Below are 16,040 nucleotides of genomic sequence, written 5' to 3'. Positions count from 1 at the left end.
GCATGGAAACGGGCGATCCCCTCGTCACCGCAGACTGGCTGAAACAGAACATCTCGGCCCCTGACATTCGGGTCGTCGATGCGACGTACTACGCCCCTTTCGTGAAGGCAGAGAAAACCGGCCGGGAAGAGTGGGCGGAATCCCACATCCCCGGAGCCGTGCATTTCGATATTGATGCCATCAAGGCTGGCGGAACCGACCTGCCTCATATGCTGCCCGACCCGATCATGTTCTCGTCCCGCGTCCGCAAGCTGGGGATCGGCGATGGCAACCGCGTGGTCGTCTATGACAACAATAATTTCTGCGCAGCCGCCCGTGTCTGGTGGATGCTGCGTGTCATGGGCCACAATGACGTGACAGTGCTGGATGGCGGGCTCAATGCCTGGAAGGCTGAAGGTGGAGAGCTGGAAGACATGCCGCCCGTCGCCGTGGAGCGCCACTTCACCGCGCGTGTCCGCAGCGACCTGGTGAAGGACACTGCGCAGGTCGCGGCGGCCTCCGAAAGCCGCTCGCATGGCATCGTCGATGCGCGTCCCGCCGGACGCTTCACAGGTGAAGCGCCTGAGCCGCGCGAGGGCCTCGCCTCCGGTCACATTCCCGGCAGCATGAGTGCGCCGTCGAGCGGCTTGATCAATCCCGACGGCACGTTGAAATCCGTCAGCGAACTGAAAGGCCTGCTGCCTGACCATGACGCGCCGATCATCACGACCTGCGGATCCGGTGTGACGGCGGCCATTCTCGCGCTCGGCTATGCACGGCTCGGCAATTGGGACGTGGCCGTTTACGACGGATCGTGGACCGAATGGGCGTCTGACCCCTCCCGTCCGGTGGCAACAGGCGCGGCATGAAACGGCCTGAAACGCGGATTATCCACACGCGCGGGGCGCGGCTCGGCACTGTAACAGTGAACCCGCCGGTGGAGCGTGCCTCCACGGTCCTCTTCAAGACGGAAAAGGCCCTCTACGATTCCAAGCCCGGCTATGGCCGGATGGGATTGTCGGTGCACCGGGAACTGGAAGCCGCGCTCAGCGAACTGGAAGGCGGCAGCCATGTGCGCCTGACGTCCAATGGGCTGCAGGCCTGCGTGCTGGCGATTGCCTCCTGCGTCAAGTCCGGCGGGCACATCCTGATCCCCGACAGCGCCTATGGCCCGACTGCGCGCTTCTGCGAACGGCGCCTGAAATATATGGGCGTCTCGGCCACCCGCTACGATCCGCGCATCGGCGCCGGGATTGTTGACCTGATCCGACCGGAAACGCAGGCGATCTTCATGGAGTCGCCTGGCTCCCTCACTTTTGAAGTGTCCGACATTCCGGCAATTACGGCCGTGGCGCGCGAACACGGCGTCACCACCATCGCCGACAACACCTGGGGCGCAGGATACTTCCACAAGCCACTGGCGCTTGGTGCCGACATCGTCGTTCAGGCAATGACGAAATATATCGTCGGCCATGCGGATGCATTCGGCGGCGCCGTGATGACATCTGACGACCGCCTCTACAACCGGATCGCCATGGCCTCGGAAGACTTCGGTATCAGCCTTGCCCCCGATGATGCCTATCTCTGCCTGCGCGGCATGCGGACCCTGCACACACGTCTCCGCGCGCATGAAGCCGCTGCGCTGGACCTGGCAGCCTGGCTGGCCGAGCGCCCTGAAGTGTCTGAAGTGCTGCATCCTGCCCTGCCTTCCAGCCCGGATCACACCCTGTGGAAGCGGGACTTTACCGGCTCCAGCGGCCTGTTCGGCGTCGTCCTGAATGCCATTCCGGAAGGCGGCATGGACCGTTTTCTGGGCGCTTTGCACTTGTTTGGCATGGGTTTTTCATGGGGCGGCTATGAAAGCCTGCTGATTCCGTGTGACCACCAGCTGACCCGTTCGAAGGACAGCTGGACCGCCACACGGGCCGGGCCGCTGCTTCGTATCCATGTCGGCCTGGAGGCCGTCTCAGACCTCAAGGCAGAGCTCGACTCCGCCTTCGCCGCCCTGAAAGGCCCTGCATGACGCTCTCGCACCGGACGATCGGCCTCATACTCGGGATTGTTCTTCCGGCGCTCATGCTACTCGCTGGCCCGCCTGCTGGCCTGAACTGGCCAGCCTGGCTGACGGGCTGCCTTCTGGTTCTGATGGCAATCTGGTGGGCGACCGAAGCCATCCCGATTCCGGCGACATCCCTGCTGCCACTAATTGTGCTGCCATTCGGCGCCGCCATCATCGGGCATGGCGAACACGCCAATGCCGTGGCTGTGGCCGCCCTGTCGCCCCGCGCGGTCAGCAGCAGCTACATGGATCCGATCGTGCTGCTTCTGCTGGGCGGGTTCATCATCGCGCTGGGGGTGGAGCGCTGGCACCTGCACAAGCGGATCGCCCTGAACATTGTCGACCGGGTTGGCACCTCCCCCAAGGCGTTGATCTTCGGTTTCATGCTGGCCACGGCGGTCCTCTCCATGTGGATCTCCAACACGGCGACCTCTCTGATGATGGTGCCCATTGCGATCTCTGCTGCGGCCGCGCTGCAGGACAAGGAAGGCAAGTTCACCACCGCCATCCTGCTCGGCGTCTGCTATTCCGCCTCCATTGGCGGCGTGGCGACGCCCATCGGAACGCCGACCAATCTGATTGCCCTGAAATGGCTGCAGGAAGAGACAGGCGAAGGCATTGGCTTCGGCCAGTGGATGACCTTCGGCATCCCGACCGCCGCGCTGCTCGTGCCGGCGGCCTGGTGGGCTGTCACGCGCGGCCTGCCGAAATACAAGCATGGCGAGTCGATGGCCGCATCCGTGCATCACGACCTCAAGGAACTCGGCCCGATCAAGACGCCGGAACAGCGCATCGCCATCGTGTTTGGCATCATCGCCACGATGTGGGTGCTGCGCCTGCCCGCGACCAAGCTGCTGACCTCCATGGGGTATCCCCTGCTGGAAGCCTATGGCGGGCAGACCGACATGATGATCGCCCTGTTCGGGGCCGTTCTGGTCTTCCTAGTCCCCGCAGGCGGCGAGGAACGCCGCGCCCTGATGACCTGGGAGGAAGCGGTCAAACTGCCCTGGGGCGTCATCGTCCTGTTCGGCGGCGGCATCTCTCTCGGCAAGGCGATGCACGCCACCGGTCTGTCCGACTGGATCGGCACGCAGATGCAGATGCTGAGCATCTTCCCGCCGCTGGTGATCGTGGCGATCATGGTGCTTCTGGTGATCTTCCTGACGGAGGTGACCTCGAACGTGGCGACCATGACGACCCTGTCGCCGATCATCGGATCGCTTGCTGTCGCTGTGGGCGCCGCGCCGCAATCGCTTTTTGCCCCGGCCGCCGTGGCTGCGAGCTGTGCCTTCATGTTGCCGGTGGCGACCGCGCCGAACGCCGTCATTTATGCGACAGGCAAAGTGCCTATCAGCGAAATGATCAAGCAGGGCTTCCGCATCAATCTGATGGGGGTCGTGATCATCACGATCGTCGGCTACTGGATTGCACCAGCGGTGCTCTAGTCGTGATGGCCGCGCCGTGATGGAAGTTCATCCAGTGACGGTTCGCGCAGCCAGCAATCGCACTCGCCATCATACTGATAGGCTTCGCCATAATCATTGACCCGGACAGGCGGCGTAACCGGCACATAGGCCACAGGCGCGACATCGTAGGCGTCAGCGTAGCGGTCCGCGAAGCCATCGCCCGTGTCGTCGCACACGAGATAGCCATCGACATTGTAGTCGCAGCCAAAGCTCGGCACGGCAGTCAGCGTGACGGCCATTTCATCAGACGCCTGCGCCATCGCATCGGCAAACATTGCCATGTCTTCGCTGGTGCAGGCGCCCACCATCATGAGCCCCGCTGCCGAGAGCGCCGCCCCTGCCAGTTTCAGCCGCCTTGCCTGCGCCATGTCACCCCTCCAGCCAATTCACCTGCAATAACAAAGCATTGTAATTGAACGAGGGATGAACAGCAACGCAATCACGCTGGCGGCGGGCTACATTCAACGACGAGTTTACCAAGGTTCTTGCCTTCAAAGAGGCGCGACAGGCTGGCTGGGGCATTCTCGAAACCTTTCGCCACATCCGTCTCGAACTTCAGTTTCCCTTCCATCAGCCATTGGGCCATCTGCTGGATGCCTTCCGGGAAGCGCGGGAAATAGTCGATCACGATGAACCCCTTCACCAGCGTGCGCCGCATCAGCAGGTTTGAGAAATTGTACGGTCCCGGAACCGGCCCGGTCGCGTTGTAGGTGCTGATCAGGCCGCAGAGCGGCATGCGCGAGAAATCGTTCAGACGGGCGATCACTTCATCCATGATCTGCCCACCAACATTCTCGAAATTGACGTCGATCCCGTCCGGGCAATGCTTGTCCAGCGCCGCGCCGACATCCTCGGTCTTGTAATTGATCGCCGCATCGAAGCCGGCGGTTTCCGTCAGCCATTTGCACTTGTCATCGCTGCCCGCGATCCCGACGGCGCGGCAGCCCTGGATCTTGGCGATCTGGCCCACCATGGAGCCAACGGCTCCCGCTGCGGCGGAGACAACCACCGTCTCGCCCGCCTTCGGCTTGCCGATGTCCATCAGGCCGAAATAGGCCGTCATGCCGGTGGCACCCAGCGGCCCCATATAGGCCGTCAGCGGTACGCCGGGCAGGATCGGCAACTTGGCGAGGCCCTCGCCCTGCAGCGTGGGATACATGGTCCAGGTACCAAGGCCGGTGTTGACCACATCGCCCTGCTGGAAGCCGTCATGCTTGCTTTCCACAACCACGGCGAGGCCACCACCCCGCATCGCGTCACCGATGCCGACCGGCGGCAGGTAGGCGTCGACATCGCTCATCCAGATGCGGTTGGTCGGATCCAATGAGAGATAGACGGTCTTCGCCCGCACCTCACCATCCTTCAGAGGCTCCAGCGGAGTCTCGACGAGTTCGAGATCCCCCTCCTTGATGTCTCCGACAGGCCGCTGGCGCAGCACCCAGGTCTGGTTCATCTCGCTCATGTCTCTCTCCCTTTTGGGAAGAGGCTAGAGCCTTGCGGCGTCAGCGCAAGACTTCCCGGCGCGACAACCACCGGGCATAGAGCGCCTGCAAGAGCGCAATCGCCAGAATGACCAGGCTCATGAAGGCCATGCCCTCCACGGCCGGCGCCTCCTTGTCGAGATAACTGCGCCCCATGCTGACCAGCGCCCCCAGAAATGAGGCGGCAAACAGCGGATATGCAAACTTACGCCGGAGCAACAGCGCGATACTCCCCAGCAGACCCCCGAAAACGCCGATGGCCCAGATCACCCAGGTCCAGGCCGGCATGTTAAGCCAATAGTCCCGGAGTTCCTGCGGATAGGGTTCCAGATAGGCGGCATTGTTGGTCGCCGTCATGGTGAAATCGAAACAGCCAAAGGCGTTCCACAAGACACCCAGTCCGCCCACAACCCACAGGTGCCACGGTGTTTTGACGATTGATCCGCTCATAATCTGCCCTCCCCGGCATGTTTTCGGGAAAGCTTACCTAAGGGAACGCAATCCACAAGCAGAATCGTTCCCCGGTTTTCCGGCGGGTGACGCGCCCCGTTCTGGCGGCTAAACCATCGGGCAGAAAAGGATTCCCGCCCATGGCCACTGCCCCCGTCACCAAGGACAGCCACCTCTATCTGGTCGATGCCAGCGCCTACATCTTCCGGGCGTTCCATGCGCTGCCACCGCTGACACGCTCCTCGGACGGGCTGCCCATTGGCGCGGTCAGCGGGTTCTGCAACATGTTGTTCAAGTTGCTGGAAGACCTGAAAGGCGACGAGCGGCCGACGCACTTCGCCTGCATTTTCGACGCTTCGTCCCATACGTTCCGGAACGAGCTTTACGACCAGTACAAGGCGAACCGCGATGAGCCGCCGGAAGAGCTGCGCCCGCAATTCCCGCTGGTCCGCCGCGCCGCCGAAGCTTTCGCCGCCCACGCCATCGAAATGGAAGGCTTCGAAGCGGACGATCTGATCGCGACCTATGCCCGTCAGGCCGAAGCCAAGGGCGCGCGCGTCACAATCGTCTCATCCGACAAGGACCTGATGCAGCTGGTCACAGACAAGATCGTCATGCTCGACACGATGAAGAACAAGACGATGGGCCGGGACGAAGTGTTCGAGAAGTTCGGCGTCAGCCCGGAGAAAGTCGTGGACGTCCAGTCGCTGGCTGGCGACAGCGTCGACAATGTCCCCGGCGCCCCCGGCATTGGCGTGAAGACCGCCGCGACCCTGCTGGAAGAGTATGGCGATCTCGACACGCTGCTCGCCCGCGCCGAAGAGATCAAACAGCCCAAGCGCCGCGAAACACTGATCAATTTCGCCGACCAGATCCGGCTCTCACGCGACCTCGTCACTCTGAAGGATGACGTACCACTGGAGATCTCGCTGGAAGACCTCGCCGTGCAGGACCCGGAGCCGGACACCCTGCTCGGCTTCCTTGAGGAGATGGAGTTCAAGACCATCACCCGCCGCGTACGCGAGATGATGGAAAAGGAAGGCGCGCTGGAGGCTGCTCCGCCTGCGGAAGACCCGATCGACCGCACGAAGTATGCCTGCGTGCGTGACTTCAAGGAGCTCGAAGACTGGATCGCCCGGGCAAAGAAACAGGGCTACGTCGCCGTCGACACCGAGACCGACAGTCTCGACTCCGTGACGGCGAACCTTGTTGGGGTGTCGCTGGCCCTCGCCCCGAACGAGGCCTGCTACATCCCGCTCGCGCATGTCGATCCGAACGATAGCGGCGATGGCGACATGTTCGGCGTTGACCCGCCACGACAGGTTCGGATGAAGGATGCCATCAAGGCGCTGAAGCCGCTGCTAGAGGATGATTCCGTCCTGAAGATCGGCCAGAACATCAAGTATGACCTGAACATTTTCGCCCAGCACGGCATCCATGTCGCGCCCATCGACGACACGATGCTGCTGTCCTATGTGCTGAACGCTGGCAAGCACGGCCACGGCATGGATCTCCTGTCAGAGAAATACCTTGGCCATGTGCCGCTCTCTTACAAGGACGTGGCCGGCACTGGGAAATCCCAGGTGACATTCGACCGGGTCGCGCTGGACAAGGCAACGGAATACGCTGCCGAAGACGCCGACGTCACGCTACGTTTGTGGCAGACGTTCAAACCTCTTCTGCACACGGAAAAAGTTACCACCGTCTATGAGACGGAGGAGCGCCCGCTTGTGCCAGTCCTCGCTGCCATGGAACGCGAGGGCATCAAGGTCGACCGGGACAAGCTCTCCCGCCTCTCCTCTGACTTCTCCCAGCGCATGGCCGCACTGGAGGCCGAGGCCTACGAACAGGCCGGAGAAGAGTTCAAGATTTCCAGCCCCAAACAGCTGGGCGAGATCCTGTTCGACAAGATGGGCATCGAAGGCGGCAAGAAGACCAAGACCGGCGCCTGGGTGACGGACGCCGATGTGCTGGAAGGTCTCGCCGCCGAGGGCCACGAATTACCGCGCACGATTGTCGACTGGCGTACGCTGTCGAAGCTCCGCTCGACCTATACCGAAGCGCTGCAGGCTGCGATCAACAAGGACACCGGCCGGGTCCATACCAGCTTCTCCATGGCGGTGGCGCAGACCGGACGCCTCTCGTCCTCTGACCCGAACCTGCAGAATATTCCGGTTCGCACCGAAGAAGGCCGCAAGATTCGCGAAGCCTTCATTGCCGACGAGGGCAATGTGCTCGTCAGCGCCGACTATAGCCAGATCGAGCTGCGCGTGCTGGCACATATGGCCGACATCGACGCGCTCAAGACAGCCTTCAAGGATGGCCTCGACATTCACGCCATGACCGCCAGCGAGATGTTCGGCGTGCCTATCGAGGGCATGGACCCGATGGTGCGGCGTCAGGCCAAGGCGATCAATTTCGGGATCATCTACGGCATTTCCGGCTTCGGCCTCGCCCGCCAGCTCGGCATCCCGCAGTCGGAAGCTTCCGAATACATCAAGACCTATTTCAAACGCTTCCCCGGCATCCGTGCCTATATGGACGAGACCAAGGCCTTCGCGAAGGAACACGGCTTCGTACAGACGGCCTTCGGCCGGAAAGTGCACCTCGCCGGGATCAAATCCAAAGGCCCGCAGAAGGCGTTCGCGGAGCGCCAGGCCATCAATGCGCCAATTCAGGGCTCCGCCGCCGACATTATCAAGCGCGCCATGATCCGCATGCCGGAGGTCTTGGCGAAGGCGAAACTGAAAGCCCGGATGCTGCTGCAGGTGCATGATGAACTCGTCTTCGAGTGTCCCGAAGGTGAAGCCGAAAAGCTGATCCAGGTGGCCAAGGAAACCATGCAGTCAGCTGCCGGCCCCGCCATGGACCTGTCCGTACCGCTGGAAGTCGATGCCCGCGCAGCGGCCAACTGGGCCGATGCGCACTAGCTCGCAAATTGGGCTGTCTGCTTCTGCGGCGCGGGTGCCGCGCTGAAAGGCATACAAATTTGCAATGTTGCCAGACGCAGTTGTCACATTTGCGTGAGCGATTCGGCCTGCTAGCTATGCGGAATTGCGAAACGCAGACCGAGGCAGGCTTATGCCCTTTTCTTCCGCCGTCGCCAGCTGTCCCTTCAAAATCGGCCATACGCCCCTGACGGCCTATCAGGTCCGGATCGGCAATCTCACGCATGAATTGCTGGTGAAGGAAGAGCGTTGCAACGAGTTCGGCTCCGTCAAGGACCGCGTGGCCTGGTACATTCTGTCGAAGACGATCGAGAAGATGGGCCCAGTCAAATCGGTCGTCGACGCCTCCTCCGGTAATTACGGCAACGCGCTTGCCTGCATCTGCCAGCGGATGGGTATTGGCGCGACCATCGTGTCGTCTGCTTCGATCAGCGCCCACAACGCCGCCCAGATCAAGGCAGCGGGCGCCCGCCTCGTCATCGCCGAGCCCAAGCCGGGTGAAACCGCCAATGCCGCCCGCATGCGCCTCGCCGGGGAGATCGCTGCGCAGGAAGGCTCTGTCTTCCTCGACCAGTATTCCAACCCGCTGAACCCGGCTGCTCACCAGAACTGGACCGCGCCGGAACTGTTTGCCGATGGCCCGTTCGATGCGGTGTTCATGACCTCCTCGTCCGGCGGCACCTCGCGCGGCTTTGCGGATTATCTGAAAGCCCATCCCCGCCCGACCCAGCTCTGCCTCGTGGAACCGGAAAGCTCCTGCGCCTTCCTCGATGCGCCGTCCGGCTGCACCGACAAGCTGAAGATCCCCGCCTTCGGCAGCCAGCGGCGCTCCTCCTTCGCCGGCATGAAGCCCGATCCGGGCATGATCCGGATGGACGAAGCCACCACGCTGGCCGCCTTCACGCTTCTGCACGAGCGCCAGCTCTCCAAGGTTGGCCTGTCCAGCACGGGGGTCATCCTCGGCGCGCTGGAGTGGCTGGCCCGGCAGGACAAGCCGGCGCGCGTGGCCTGTATCTGCGCCGATGGCGACGAGCGGTATCTGGACGAAATCCAGTCCCGCTACATCCCCTCGGTAGGCCAGGAGCCCTATGAATCCGCCCTCCAGCGCCTCGCGCCTGTGATTGACGGCATTAAGTGCCTCGGCCCGGTCAACGCCGACGCAAAAGCCGCTGCGCACTGACGCCGCCAGCCCGCCTGTCAACAGATGGGGGCTGGCCGTTCCCCTTTCGTCATGATTGATAATCGCCCGCCCGGCAGGTAATCCCTGCCGGAGCACTGAATAAAGAGGCACAAAGTGGCAATTCTCTACCGTTCCCGCACTTCGACCCACGGCCGTAACATGGCCGGCGCCCGCGGCCTGTGGCGCGCGACAGGCATGAAGGACAGCGACTTCGGCAAGCCGATTATCGCGGTGGTGAACTCCTTTACCCAGTTCGTGCCCGGCCACGTGCACCTGAAAGACCTCGGCCAGATGGTCGCCAGCGAGATCGTCGCGGCGGGCGGTGTGGCCAAGGAATTCAACACGATCGCGGTCGATGACGGCATCGCAATGGGCCATGACGGCATGCTGTATTCGCTGCCGAGCCGCGAAGTCATCGCGGACAGCGTCGAGTACATGGTCAATGCCCATTGTGCCGATGCGATGGTATGCATCTCCAATTGCGACAAGATCACCCCCGGCATGATGATGGCGGCGCTACGCCTCGATATTCCGGTCGTATTTATCTCCGGCGGCCCGATGGAGGCCGGCAAGGTCAATATCGACGGCGAGCTGCGCGCGGTCGACCTGATCGACGCCATGATCGAAGCAGCGAACCCTGACCGGACCGACGAAGAAGTCGCCGAGTTCGAGCAGAATGCCTGCCCGACCTGCGGTTCCTGCTCCGGCATGTTCACGGCGAACTCGATGAACTGCCTCGCCGAAGCCATGGGCCTCGGCCTGCCGGGCAATGGCTCGACCCTCGCCACGCATGCCGACCGTGAAGCCCTGTTCCGCCGCGCCGGCCAGCGCATCGTGGAACTGACCAAGCTCTATTACGAGGACGGCGACAAATCCGTTTCCGCCCGCGGCATCGCCACCAAGGCGGCATTCGAGAACGCCATGACGCTGGACATCGCGATGGGCGGTTCGACCAATACGATCCTCCACCTGCTGGCCATTGCCCGCGAGGGTGAGGTCGACTTCACGCTGGACGACATCGACCGGCTCAGCCGCTCGACGCCCTGCCTCTGCAAGGTCGCCCCGGCGGTTGCGAACGTCCATATGGAAGACGTCCACCGCGCGGGCGGCATCTTCGGCATCCTCGGCGAGCTCGACCGCGCCGGGAAGCTCGACACATCCGTGCGCACCATCCATTCCGACACCTTGGCCGAGGCGATCACCAAATGGGACATCACCGTCACCAATGATCCGGCGGCACACGAACTGTTCCTCGCCGCGCCGGGCGGCGTGCGGACGACCGAGGCGTTCAGCCAGTCGCGCCGCTACAAAGAGCTCGACACCGACCGCGAGAAAGGCGTCATCCGCTCGGCAGAGCATGCCTTCTCGCAGGATGGCGGGCTGGCTGTCCTGTTCGGCAATCTCGCGGAACAGGGCTGCGTGGTGAAAACCGCGGGCGTCGACGACTCGATCCTGAAGTTCTCCGGCCCGGCGGTCGTCTGTGACAGCCAGGAAGAGGCCTGCAAACGCATCCTGAACAAGGGCGTGAAAGCGGGCGATGTGGTCATCATCCGCCATGAAGGCCCGCGCGGCGGCCCCGGCATGCAGGAGATGCTCTACCCGACCTCCTACCTGAAATCGATGAAGCTCGGAAAGGCATGCGCCCTGATCACCGACGGGCGCTTCTCTGGCGGCACGTCAGGACTTTCCATCGGCCATGTCAGCCCGGAAGCGGCTGAAGGCGGCCTGATCGGCCTGATCGAGGAAGGTGACATCATCGAGATCGACATCCCGAACCGCACTATCCACGCCAAGCTGACGGACGAGGAAATCGCGTCCCGCCGCGCCGCAATGGAAGCCAAGGGCGACAAGGCCTGGAAGCCGGCCGAGGACCGCCCCCGCAAGGTGAGCCGTGCCCTGAAGGTCTACGCGGCGCATGTGGGGAACGCCTCGCAAGGCGCGGTGCGGCTGGATCCTTAGCAACACGCACGCCAGCACCTGCGGCGCCCGTGAAGGCGCTTGGTGGGTGAGCTGAGTTTTTGAGGTCAGGCCTGGCTTCAGGTTTCCGGCAGGGGCAAGCCCCTTCTCCCTTGGGAGAAGGGGGTGGGGATGAGGGGCCAAGGCATATCCGCACGTGCAATGCTTGCGGCGGCGACGCCGCCCCTCACCCCTGCCCCTCTCCCGAGGGAGAGGGGACGCAAGTGGATATAGTCAGGCACAGCCATCCGCCCGTCGCACGCGGCGGCGAGACGATCAGAGGCATGCGCGGCAGGTTTCAGAATCGCCCGCGCTTTTTTCTGCCCCGGCATCCACTCGATACTGACCAGATAGACGCGCAGATTATCCGTCACGCTCCAGCGATACACCACACCCCGGCCATAAGCGGCGCGGATCTGCGCGCGCAGCATCAGCACCTGGACCCAGATGATGGGCCAGAGAAAGGCGAGCTGCGGCGGGAACCAGGCGGGAGGGTGAAAGAGTGACATGGCCCGCACTATACGTCCGGCCACGGAGGTGTCGGATAAGTTTGTTTGGGCGGCAATGGGTTCAGCAGGTTGGGGCGTGTCAGGTGGCGGATAGCCCCCTCCACACGCGTCATCCCCGGCCGCGCAGCGGTCTGGGGATCCATCTCTGAACGGTGCCACGAGTACGTCATGTCATGACGCCCTCGCCGTTTTGTTCAGGGATGGGCGCCCAGATGGCCGTTGGCCATCGGGCGTGACGCGTGTGGGGGATGCCGAAGCATGACCGCCCATGCACAAAATCTGACTGCGCCATGATCATACGTGACCATGCATGATCATAGCGGACTATACCGGATCATGCCGGACCCACATCGCCGCCGGCAACATTCAGGGCAATTCCGCCGCAATTGACCTCTAAAGCGCCTTAATGTGAGCAAGCGCTCGCCCGGTTCACTGCCTTTCATTGCAAGACCACTGAAGGGAGGCTATTTCCATGACGCGAACCATGTTTCACTCCACAGCTGACCGGCCCAACACAGGGCTGAAACTGGCGGACAAGGACCGGACTATGACAACTCTCGCGCTTGTGGACGATGACGAGAACATCGTCGCCTCTCTCAAGATGTTCTTCGAGGCGGAAGGCTACAATGTCCGCACCTATCATGACGGTGAGGCCGCCCTGCCCGCGCTGACCGAAAACCCGCCGGACATTGCCATCCTCGATGTGAAGATGCCGAAGATGGACGGGATGGAACTGCTGCGCCGCCTGCGTCAGACGTCCGAACTGCCGGTGATCTTCCTGACCTCGAAAGACGAGGAAATCGATGAGGTGATCGGCTTCAACATCGGCGCCGACGATTTCGTGCGCAAGCCCTGCTCCAACCGCCTGCTGGCAGAGCGGGTGAAGGCCGTGCTGCGCCGCGCCCGCGGCGGACAGGCCGGTCCGGAGGAAGGCGACCACAAGCCGATCGTCCGCGGAAAGCTGACGCTGGACCCGAACCGCCATGCCTGTACCTGGGACGGCCATCCGGTGCGCCTGACGGTGACGGAATTCCTGATCCTGCAGGCCCTCGCCCAGCGTCCGGGCTATGTCAAAAGCCGCGACCAGCTGATGGACGCCGCCTATGACGACCAGATCTATGTCGACGACCGCACCATCGACAGCCACATCAAGCGGCTTCGCAAGAAGTTCCGCGAAGTGTCCGACGAGTTCGATGCGATCGAGACGCTCTATGGCGTCGGCTACCGCTACACCGAATAGGCTCTAGCCCAGGAGGCCCAGGCGCCAGCTCCAATAGGGCAGCGCCAGGGTCAGCAGGGCAAAGCCGATGCCCAGCAGGAAAATCAGGGGCGAATAGAAACGCCGGTTCAGCGATAAAAACGGCTGTTCCGGCGTTGCCCGTTCAAAGGCCGGCAATACGCCCACTATGCCCCGCCCCATGAACACCAGGGCTGCGCCGGCCCCGGCAGCCGCGACCAGCCATTTCGATACCGGCACGGTCACATGCCGGCCCAGCACCAGCGCCAGGAAGGCAAAGGCAAACAGGCAGATCGCCACGAACAGGCACGCGGCCATGGATGGCATTTTCGTGATGCCCCGCCGGCCGACCACCATGCGCGCCAGCTGTTGTTCATTGGCGGCCGGAAACGTCACGCCAAAGCCCCAAAGGGCATGCAACAGGCCTGCAATAGTCAGAATTCCGGCCATAGTGATCGACAGAATGGGTGCCAGCATGACGTCCTCAGCCTTTGTGCGGCGCCCGGCCCGTTTGGCACATTCCTGCCGCACGGGCTTGCCGCAATGGGCTTCATTCAATAGCCAGTCTGTAGATTAGCACAAGAAACAGGAACTCCCATGGCCGACCCTGAAAACACGATCCTTCTGGAAACCTCCAAAGGCAATGTCACCATCGAGCTGCGCCCGGACCTGGCCCCGGGCCATGTCGAGCGGATCAAGGAACTTGCCCGCGAAGGCTTTTATGACGGCATCGTCTTCCACCGCGTGATTCCGGGCTTCATGGCCCAGGTCGGCTGCCCGAAAGGCACCGGCACCGGCGGGTCCGACAAGCCGGACCTGCAGGCCGAATTCAATGACGAGCCGCATGTGCGCGGCATCTGCTCGATGGCCCGCACGAACTACCCGCATTCGGCCAACAGCCAGTTCTTCATCTGCTTCGACGATGCCCGCTTCCTCGACGGCCAGTACACCGTCTGGGGCAAGGTGACCGAAGGCATGGATGTGGTCGACCAGCTGGCCAAGGGCGAGCCGCCGCGCAATCCGGACAAGATCGTCTCCATGCGCGTCGCTGCCGACGCCTGATCTGGCTCAAGCCGGAAGGATCCGCATGGCCGGTAAGGACAAGACCCGGAAGACACCGCGCGCCGGACTGAACAGTTCAGTCGTGTTCGGTAGCCGTATCGCGCGGCTGATCTTCGCGTCGAACCTTGCCGGCCTTGCCATTCTCATCATCGGGGCGATGGTCCTGAACGAGATGCGGGCCGGCTTTGTCGTCTCGAAAAAGCAGGACCTCGTCGCCCAGGCGCAGATCTTTACGAGCCTGCTTGGCGACGATGCCACCACGCCCCAGCCCGCGCTGGATGTGGACGCCGCAAGGCAGACCATCGTCCGCCTGAACCTGCCCGAACGGGTGCGCGCCCGCATCTACCTGCCCGACGGCGAGATGGTGGGCGACAGCTTTTACCTCTCCGAACGTGTGGACGTGGACGCCCTGCCGCCCCTGCGCGAGCCCGGCCGGGTGGCCCGCTGGGGCCGGAACCTGTCGGAATGGGCGGCGCATGTGTTCGGTCCGGTCATGCCGCGACGCTCCTCCGACGCGGTGCGCACGCAGACCTTCGAGGAAGAGTTTGACACCGCCGTCGAGGGCGGCGAAGCGGCCAGCCAGCGCTTCAACGACCGCGGCCAGCGCATTATTTCCGTTTCCATGCCCATCCAGCGCGTCTCCGCCGTGGTCGGCGTGCTGACGCTGGAATCCTCCGACATCGACGAGATCATCCGCGCCGAGCGGGCCGCGCTGTTGCCTTTTATCGGGGTTGCGGTGCTGGTCGCCTTCATCACCTCCGTACTGCTGACGCTGGGCATCGCGCGGCCGCTGCGCCGGCTGGCGGTGGCGGCCGATAGGATCCGCGCCGGGGCATCGGAACGGATCGACGTGCCCGCCCTCTCCTCCCGTAAGGACGAGATCGGCGATCTCGCCACCTCCATGGAGGGCATGACCGAGGCGCTGATCGAGCGCATCCAGGCCAATGAGCAATTCGCCGCCGATGTGGCGCACGAGCTGAAAAATCCGCTCACCTCCATCCGCTCCGCCATTGAAACGCTGGAGAGTGTGAAGGAGAATCCGGAGCTGACCGAGAAGCTTCGCGGCGTGATCGCACTGGATGTCAAACGCCTCGACCGGCTGATCACCGACATCTCCAACGCCTCCCGCCTGGAAGCGGAAATGACCCGCGTGCCGAACGAGCAAATCGACATTGCCCGTTTCGTGAAGGATGTCGTCGGCACTTATGAGTCCCTCGCACTGGACGAAGGCGCAGTGACGGTGTCCTTCCATGACGCGACCATGGGCGGTCGCCTGCTCGTGCAGGGCCGCGAAGGCCCGCTCGGCCAGGTGATCCGGAACCTGATCGACAATGCCCGCTCCTTCTCCCCGCCCGGCGCGGTGGTGGAAGTGACGCTCGACCAGACCAATGACGGCCCGCAGACCATCGCCCGGATCAAGGTGGAAGACACCGGCCCCGGCATTCCGCCGGACAAGCTGGAGACCATCTTCAGCCGTTTCTATACGGACCGCCCGAAAGGCACCGCCTTCGGCAACAATTCCGGCCTCGGCCTCTCCATCGTGAAACAGATCATCGCCACCCACCGCGGCAAGGTCTGGGCCGAAAACCGCGACGGCGGCGGGGCAAGGTTCTGCGTGGATCTGCCGGCGATCTGAGGCGGGGAGCCCACGCCCGTGCTTCGACTTCGCTCAGCATGAGCGCTCACAAAGTGCGGACTCATCCTGAGCGCTTC

14 protein-coding genes are annotated in these 16,040 nt (G+C 63.0%); 9 read left to right on the top strand and 5 right to left on the bottom strand.

The genetic code is table 11. From position 1 onward, the window contains the following. Positions 1–2 precede the first annotated feature (2 nt). From sseA to HJA_RS04640, 3 genes are read left to right on the top strand one after another with little or no spacing between them, the layout of a single operon-like run. Complete coding sequence (gene sseA, locus HJA_RS04650) at positions 3–848, top strand: 3-mercaptopyruvate sulfurtransferase (RefSeq protein WP_035578741.1); 846 nt, start codon at positions 3–5, stop codon at positions 846–848. Next, a complete protein-coding gene (metC, locus tag HJA_RS04645; RefSeq protein ID WP_035578738.1) occupies positions 845–2,002 on the top strand; it encodes a cystathionine beta-lyase in 1,158 nt (385 codons plus the stop codon). Before sseA ends, metC begins: the two co-directional genes overlap by 4 nt. Beyond that, positions 1,999–3,483 carry an SLC13 family permease gene (locus tag HJA_RS04640; protein WP_035578736.1) on the top strand — a complete coding sequence of 495 codons (1,485 nt, stop codon included), beginning with the start codon at positions 1,999–2,001 and terminating at the stop codon, positions 3,481–3,483. Before metC ends, HJA_RS04640 begins: the two co-directional genes overlap by 4 nt. Here HJA_RS04640 and HJA_RS04635 read toward each other — a convergent pair. The 3 genes from HJA_RS04635 to HJA_RS04625 form a co-directional block, all read right to left on the bottom strand. Then, on the bottom strand, positions 3,480–3,872 hold the full coding sequence (locus HJA_RS04635; protein WP_035578733.1) for a hypothetical protein: 393 nt from the start codon (positions 3,870–3,872) through the stop codon (positions 3,480–3,482). The two genes, HJA_RS04640 and HJA_RS04635, sit on opposite strands and share 4 nt — an antisense overlap. A gap of 71 nt (positions 3,873–3,943) precedes the next feature. Continuing rightward, a complete protein-coding gene (locus tag HJA_RS04630) occupies positions 3,944–4,957 on the bottom strand; it encodes an NADP-dependent oxidoreductase (RefSeq protein WP_081814535.1) in 1,014 nt (337 codons plus the stop codon). A gap of 49 nt (positions 4,958–5,006) precedes the next feature. After that, positions 5,007–5,435: a hypothetical protein gene (locus HJA_RS04625; RefSeq protein ID WP_035578728.1), complete on the bottom strand. Its 429-nt coding sequence runs from the start codon at positions 5,433–5,435 to the stop codon at positions 5,007–5,009. A gap of 140 nt (positions 5,436–5,575) precedes the next feature. Here HJA_RS04625 and polA point away from each other — a divergent pair, with 140 nt between their 5' ends. The 3 genes from polA to ilvD all read left to right on the top strand — a co-directional run bounded on the left by polA (position 5,576) and on the right by ilvD (position 11,522). Next, the gene (gene polA / locus HJA_RS04620; RefSeq protein ID WP_035578725.1) at positions 5,576–8,365 is read left to right on the top strand and encodes a DNA polymerase I; all 2,790 of its coding nucleotides are present in this window, start codon (positions 5,576–5,578) and stop codon (positions 8,363–8,365) included. A 151-nt stretch (positions 8,366–8,516) separates the two neighbouring features. Continuing rightward, positions 8,517–9,563, top strand: coding sequence for a PLP-dependent cysteine synthase family protein (locus HJA_RS04615; protein WP_035578722.1), 1,047 nt, complete (start codon positions 8,517–8,519; stop codon positions 9,561–9,563). 120 nt (positions 9,564–9,683) lie between these two features. Then, the gene (ilvD, locus tag HJA_RS04610) at positions 9,684–11,522 is read left to right on the top strand and encodes a dihydroxy-acid dehydratase (protein WP_035578988.1); all 1,839 of its coding nucleotides are present in this window, start codon (positions 9,684–9,686) and stop codon (positions 11,520–11,522) included. A gap of 77 nt (positions 11,523–11,599) precedes the next feature. On the opposite strand, the gene HJA_RS04605 is transcribed toward ilvD, so the two are convergent. Continuing rightward, complete coding sequence (locus HJA_RS04605; RefSeq protein ID WP_035578719.1) at positions 11,600–12,028, bottom strand: hypothetical protein; 429 nt, start codon at positions 12,026–12,028, stop codon at positions 11,600–11,602. Between the two features lie 547 nt (positions 12,029–12,575). On the opposite strand from HJA_RS04605, the gene HJA_RS04600 reads away from it, so the two are divergent. Beyond that, on the top strand, positions 12,576–13,268 hold the full coding sequence (locus HJA_RS04600; protein ID WP_035578986.1) for a response regulator transcription factor: 693 nt from the start codon (positions 12,576–12,578) through the stop codon (positions 13,266–13,268). 3 nt (positions 13,269–13,271) lie between these two features. Here the strand turns inward: HJA_RS04600 and HJA_RS04595 are convergent, their stop codons facing one another. Then, positions 13,272–13,742 carry a DUF3995 domain-containing protein gene (locus HJA_RS04595; protein WP_051597358.1) on the bottom strand — a complete coding sequence of 157 codons (471 nt, stop codon included), beginning with the start codon at positions 13,740–13,742 and terminating at the stop codon, positions 13,272–13,274. A gap of 120 nt (positions 13,743–13,862) precedes the next feature. On the opposite strand from HJA_RS04595, the gene HJA_RS04590 reads away from it, so the two are divergent. Both HJA_RS04590 and HJA_RS04585 read left to right on the top strand, forming a co-directional pair. Further along, complete coding sequence (locus HJA_RS04590; RefSeq protein ID WP_035578717.1) at positions 13,863–14,327, top strand: peptidylprolyl isomerase; 465 nt, start codon at positions 13,863–13,865, stop codon at positions 14,325–14,327. A 25-nt stretch (positions 14,328–14,352) separates the two neighbouring features. Further along, on the top strand, positions 14,353–15,963 hold the full coding sequence (locus HJA_RS04585) for a stimulus-sensing domain-containing protein (protein ID WP_051597357.1): 1,611 nt from the start codon (positions 14,353–14,355) through the stop codon (positions 15,961–15,963). The last annotated feature ends 77 nt before the right edge of the window (positions 15,964–16,040 follow it).

Origin of the sequence: Hyphomonas jannaschiana VP2 (assembly GCF_000685215.1) — a bacterium.
Classification (GTDB): Bacteria; Pseudomonadota; Alphaproteobacteria; order Caulobacterales; family Hyphomonadaceae; genus Hyphomonas; species Hyphomonas jannaschiana.
The sequence above is the reverse complement of the archived record's forward strand: the minus strand, read 5'-3'. Positions and strand labels throughout refer to the sequence as shown.

What these genes read in the sequence shown, in the direction of transcription:
- HJA_RS04635 (WP_035578733.1), bottom strand. Translation starts at nt 3,872, where the DNA reads ATGGCGCAGGCAAGGCGGCTGAAACTGGCAGGGGCGGCGCTCTCGGCA.
- metC (WP_035578738.1), top strand. Translation starts at nt 845, where the DNA reads ATGAAACGGCCTGAAACGCGGATTATCCACACGCGCGGGGCGCGGCTC.
- polA (WP_035578725.1), top strand. Translation starts at nt 5,576, where the DNA reads ATGGCCACTGCCCCCGTCACCAAGGACAGCCACCTCTATCTGGTCGAT.
- HJA_RS04605 (WP_035578719.1), bottom strand. Translation starts at nt 12,028, where the DNA reads ATGTCACTCTTTCACCCTCCCGCCTGGTTCCCGCCGCAGCTCGCCTTT.
- sseA (WP_035578741.1), top strand. Translation starts at nt 3, where the DNA reads ATGGAAACGGGCGATCCCCTCGTCACCGCAGACTGGCTGAAACAGAAC.
- HJA_RS04585 (WP_051597357.1), top strand. Translation starts at nt 14,353, where the DNA reads ATGGCCGGTAAGGACAAGACCCGGAAGACACCGCGCGCCGGACTGAAC.
- HJA_RS04600 (WP_035578986.1), top strand. Translation starts at nt 12,576, where the DNA reads ATGACAACTCTCGCGCTTGTGGACGATGACGAGAACATCGTCGCCTCT.
- HJA_RS04630 (WP_081814535.1), bottom strand. Translation starts at nt 4,957, where the DNA reads ATGAACCAGACCTGGGTGCTGCGCCAGCGGCCTGTCGGAGACATCAAG.
- HJA_RS04625 (WP_035578728.1), bottom strand. Translation starts at nt 5,435, where the DNA reads ATGAGCGGATCAATCGTCAAAACACCGTGGCACCTGTGGGTTGTGGGC.
- HJA_RS04595 (WP_051597358.1), bottom strand. Translation starts at nt 13,742, where the DNA reads ATGCTGGCACCCATTCTGTCGATCACTATGGCCGGAATTCTGACTATT.
- HJA_RS04640 (WP_035578736.1), top strand. Translation starts at nt 1,999, where the DNA reads ATGACGCTCTCGCACCGGACGATCGGCCTCATACTCGGGATTGTTCTT.
- HJA_RS04615 (WP_035578722.1), top strand. Translation starts at nt 8,517, where the DNA reads ATGCCCTTTTCTTCCGCCGTCGCCAGCTGTCCCTTCAAAATCGGCCAT.
- HJA_RS04590 (WP_035578717.1), top strand. Translation starts at nt 13,863, where the DNA reads ATGGCCGACCCTGAAAACACGATCCTTCTGGAAACCTCCAAAGGCAAT.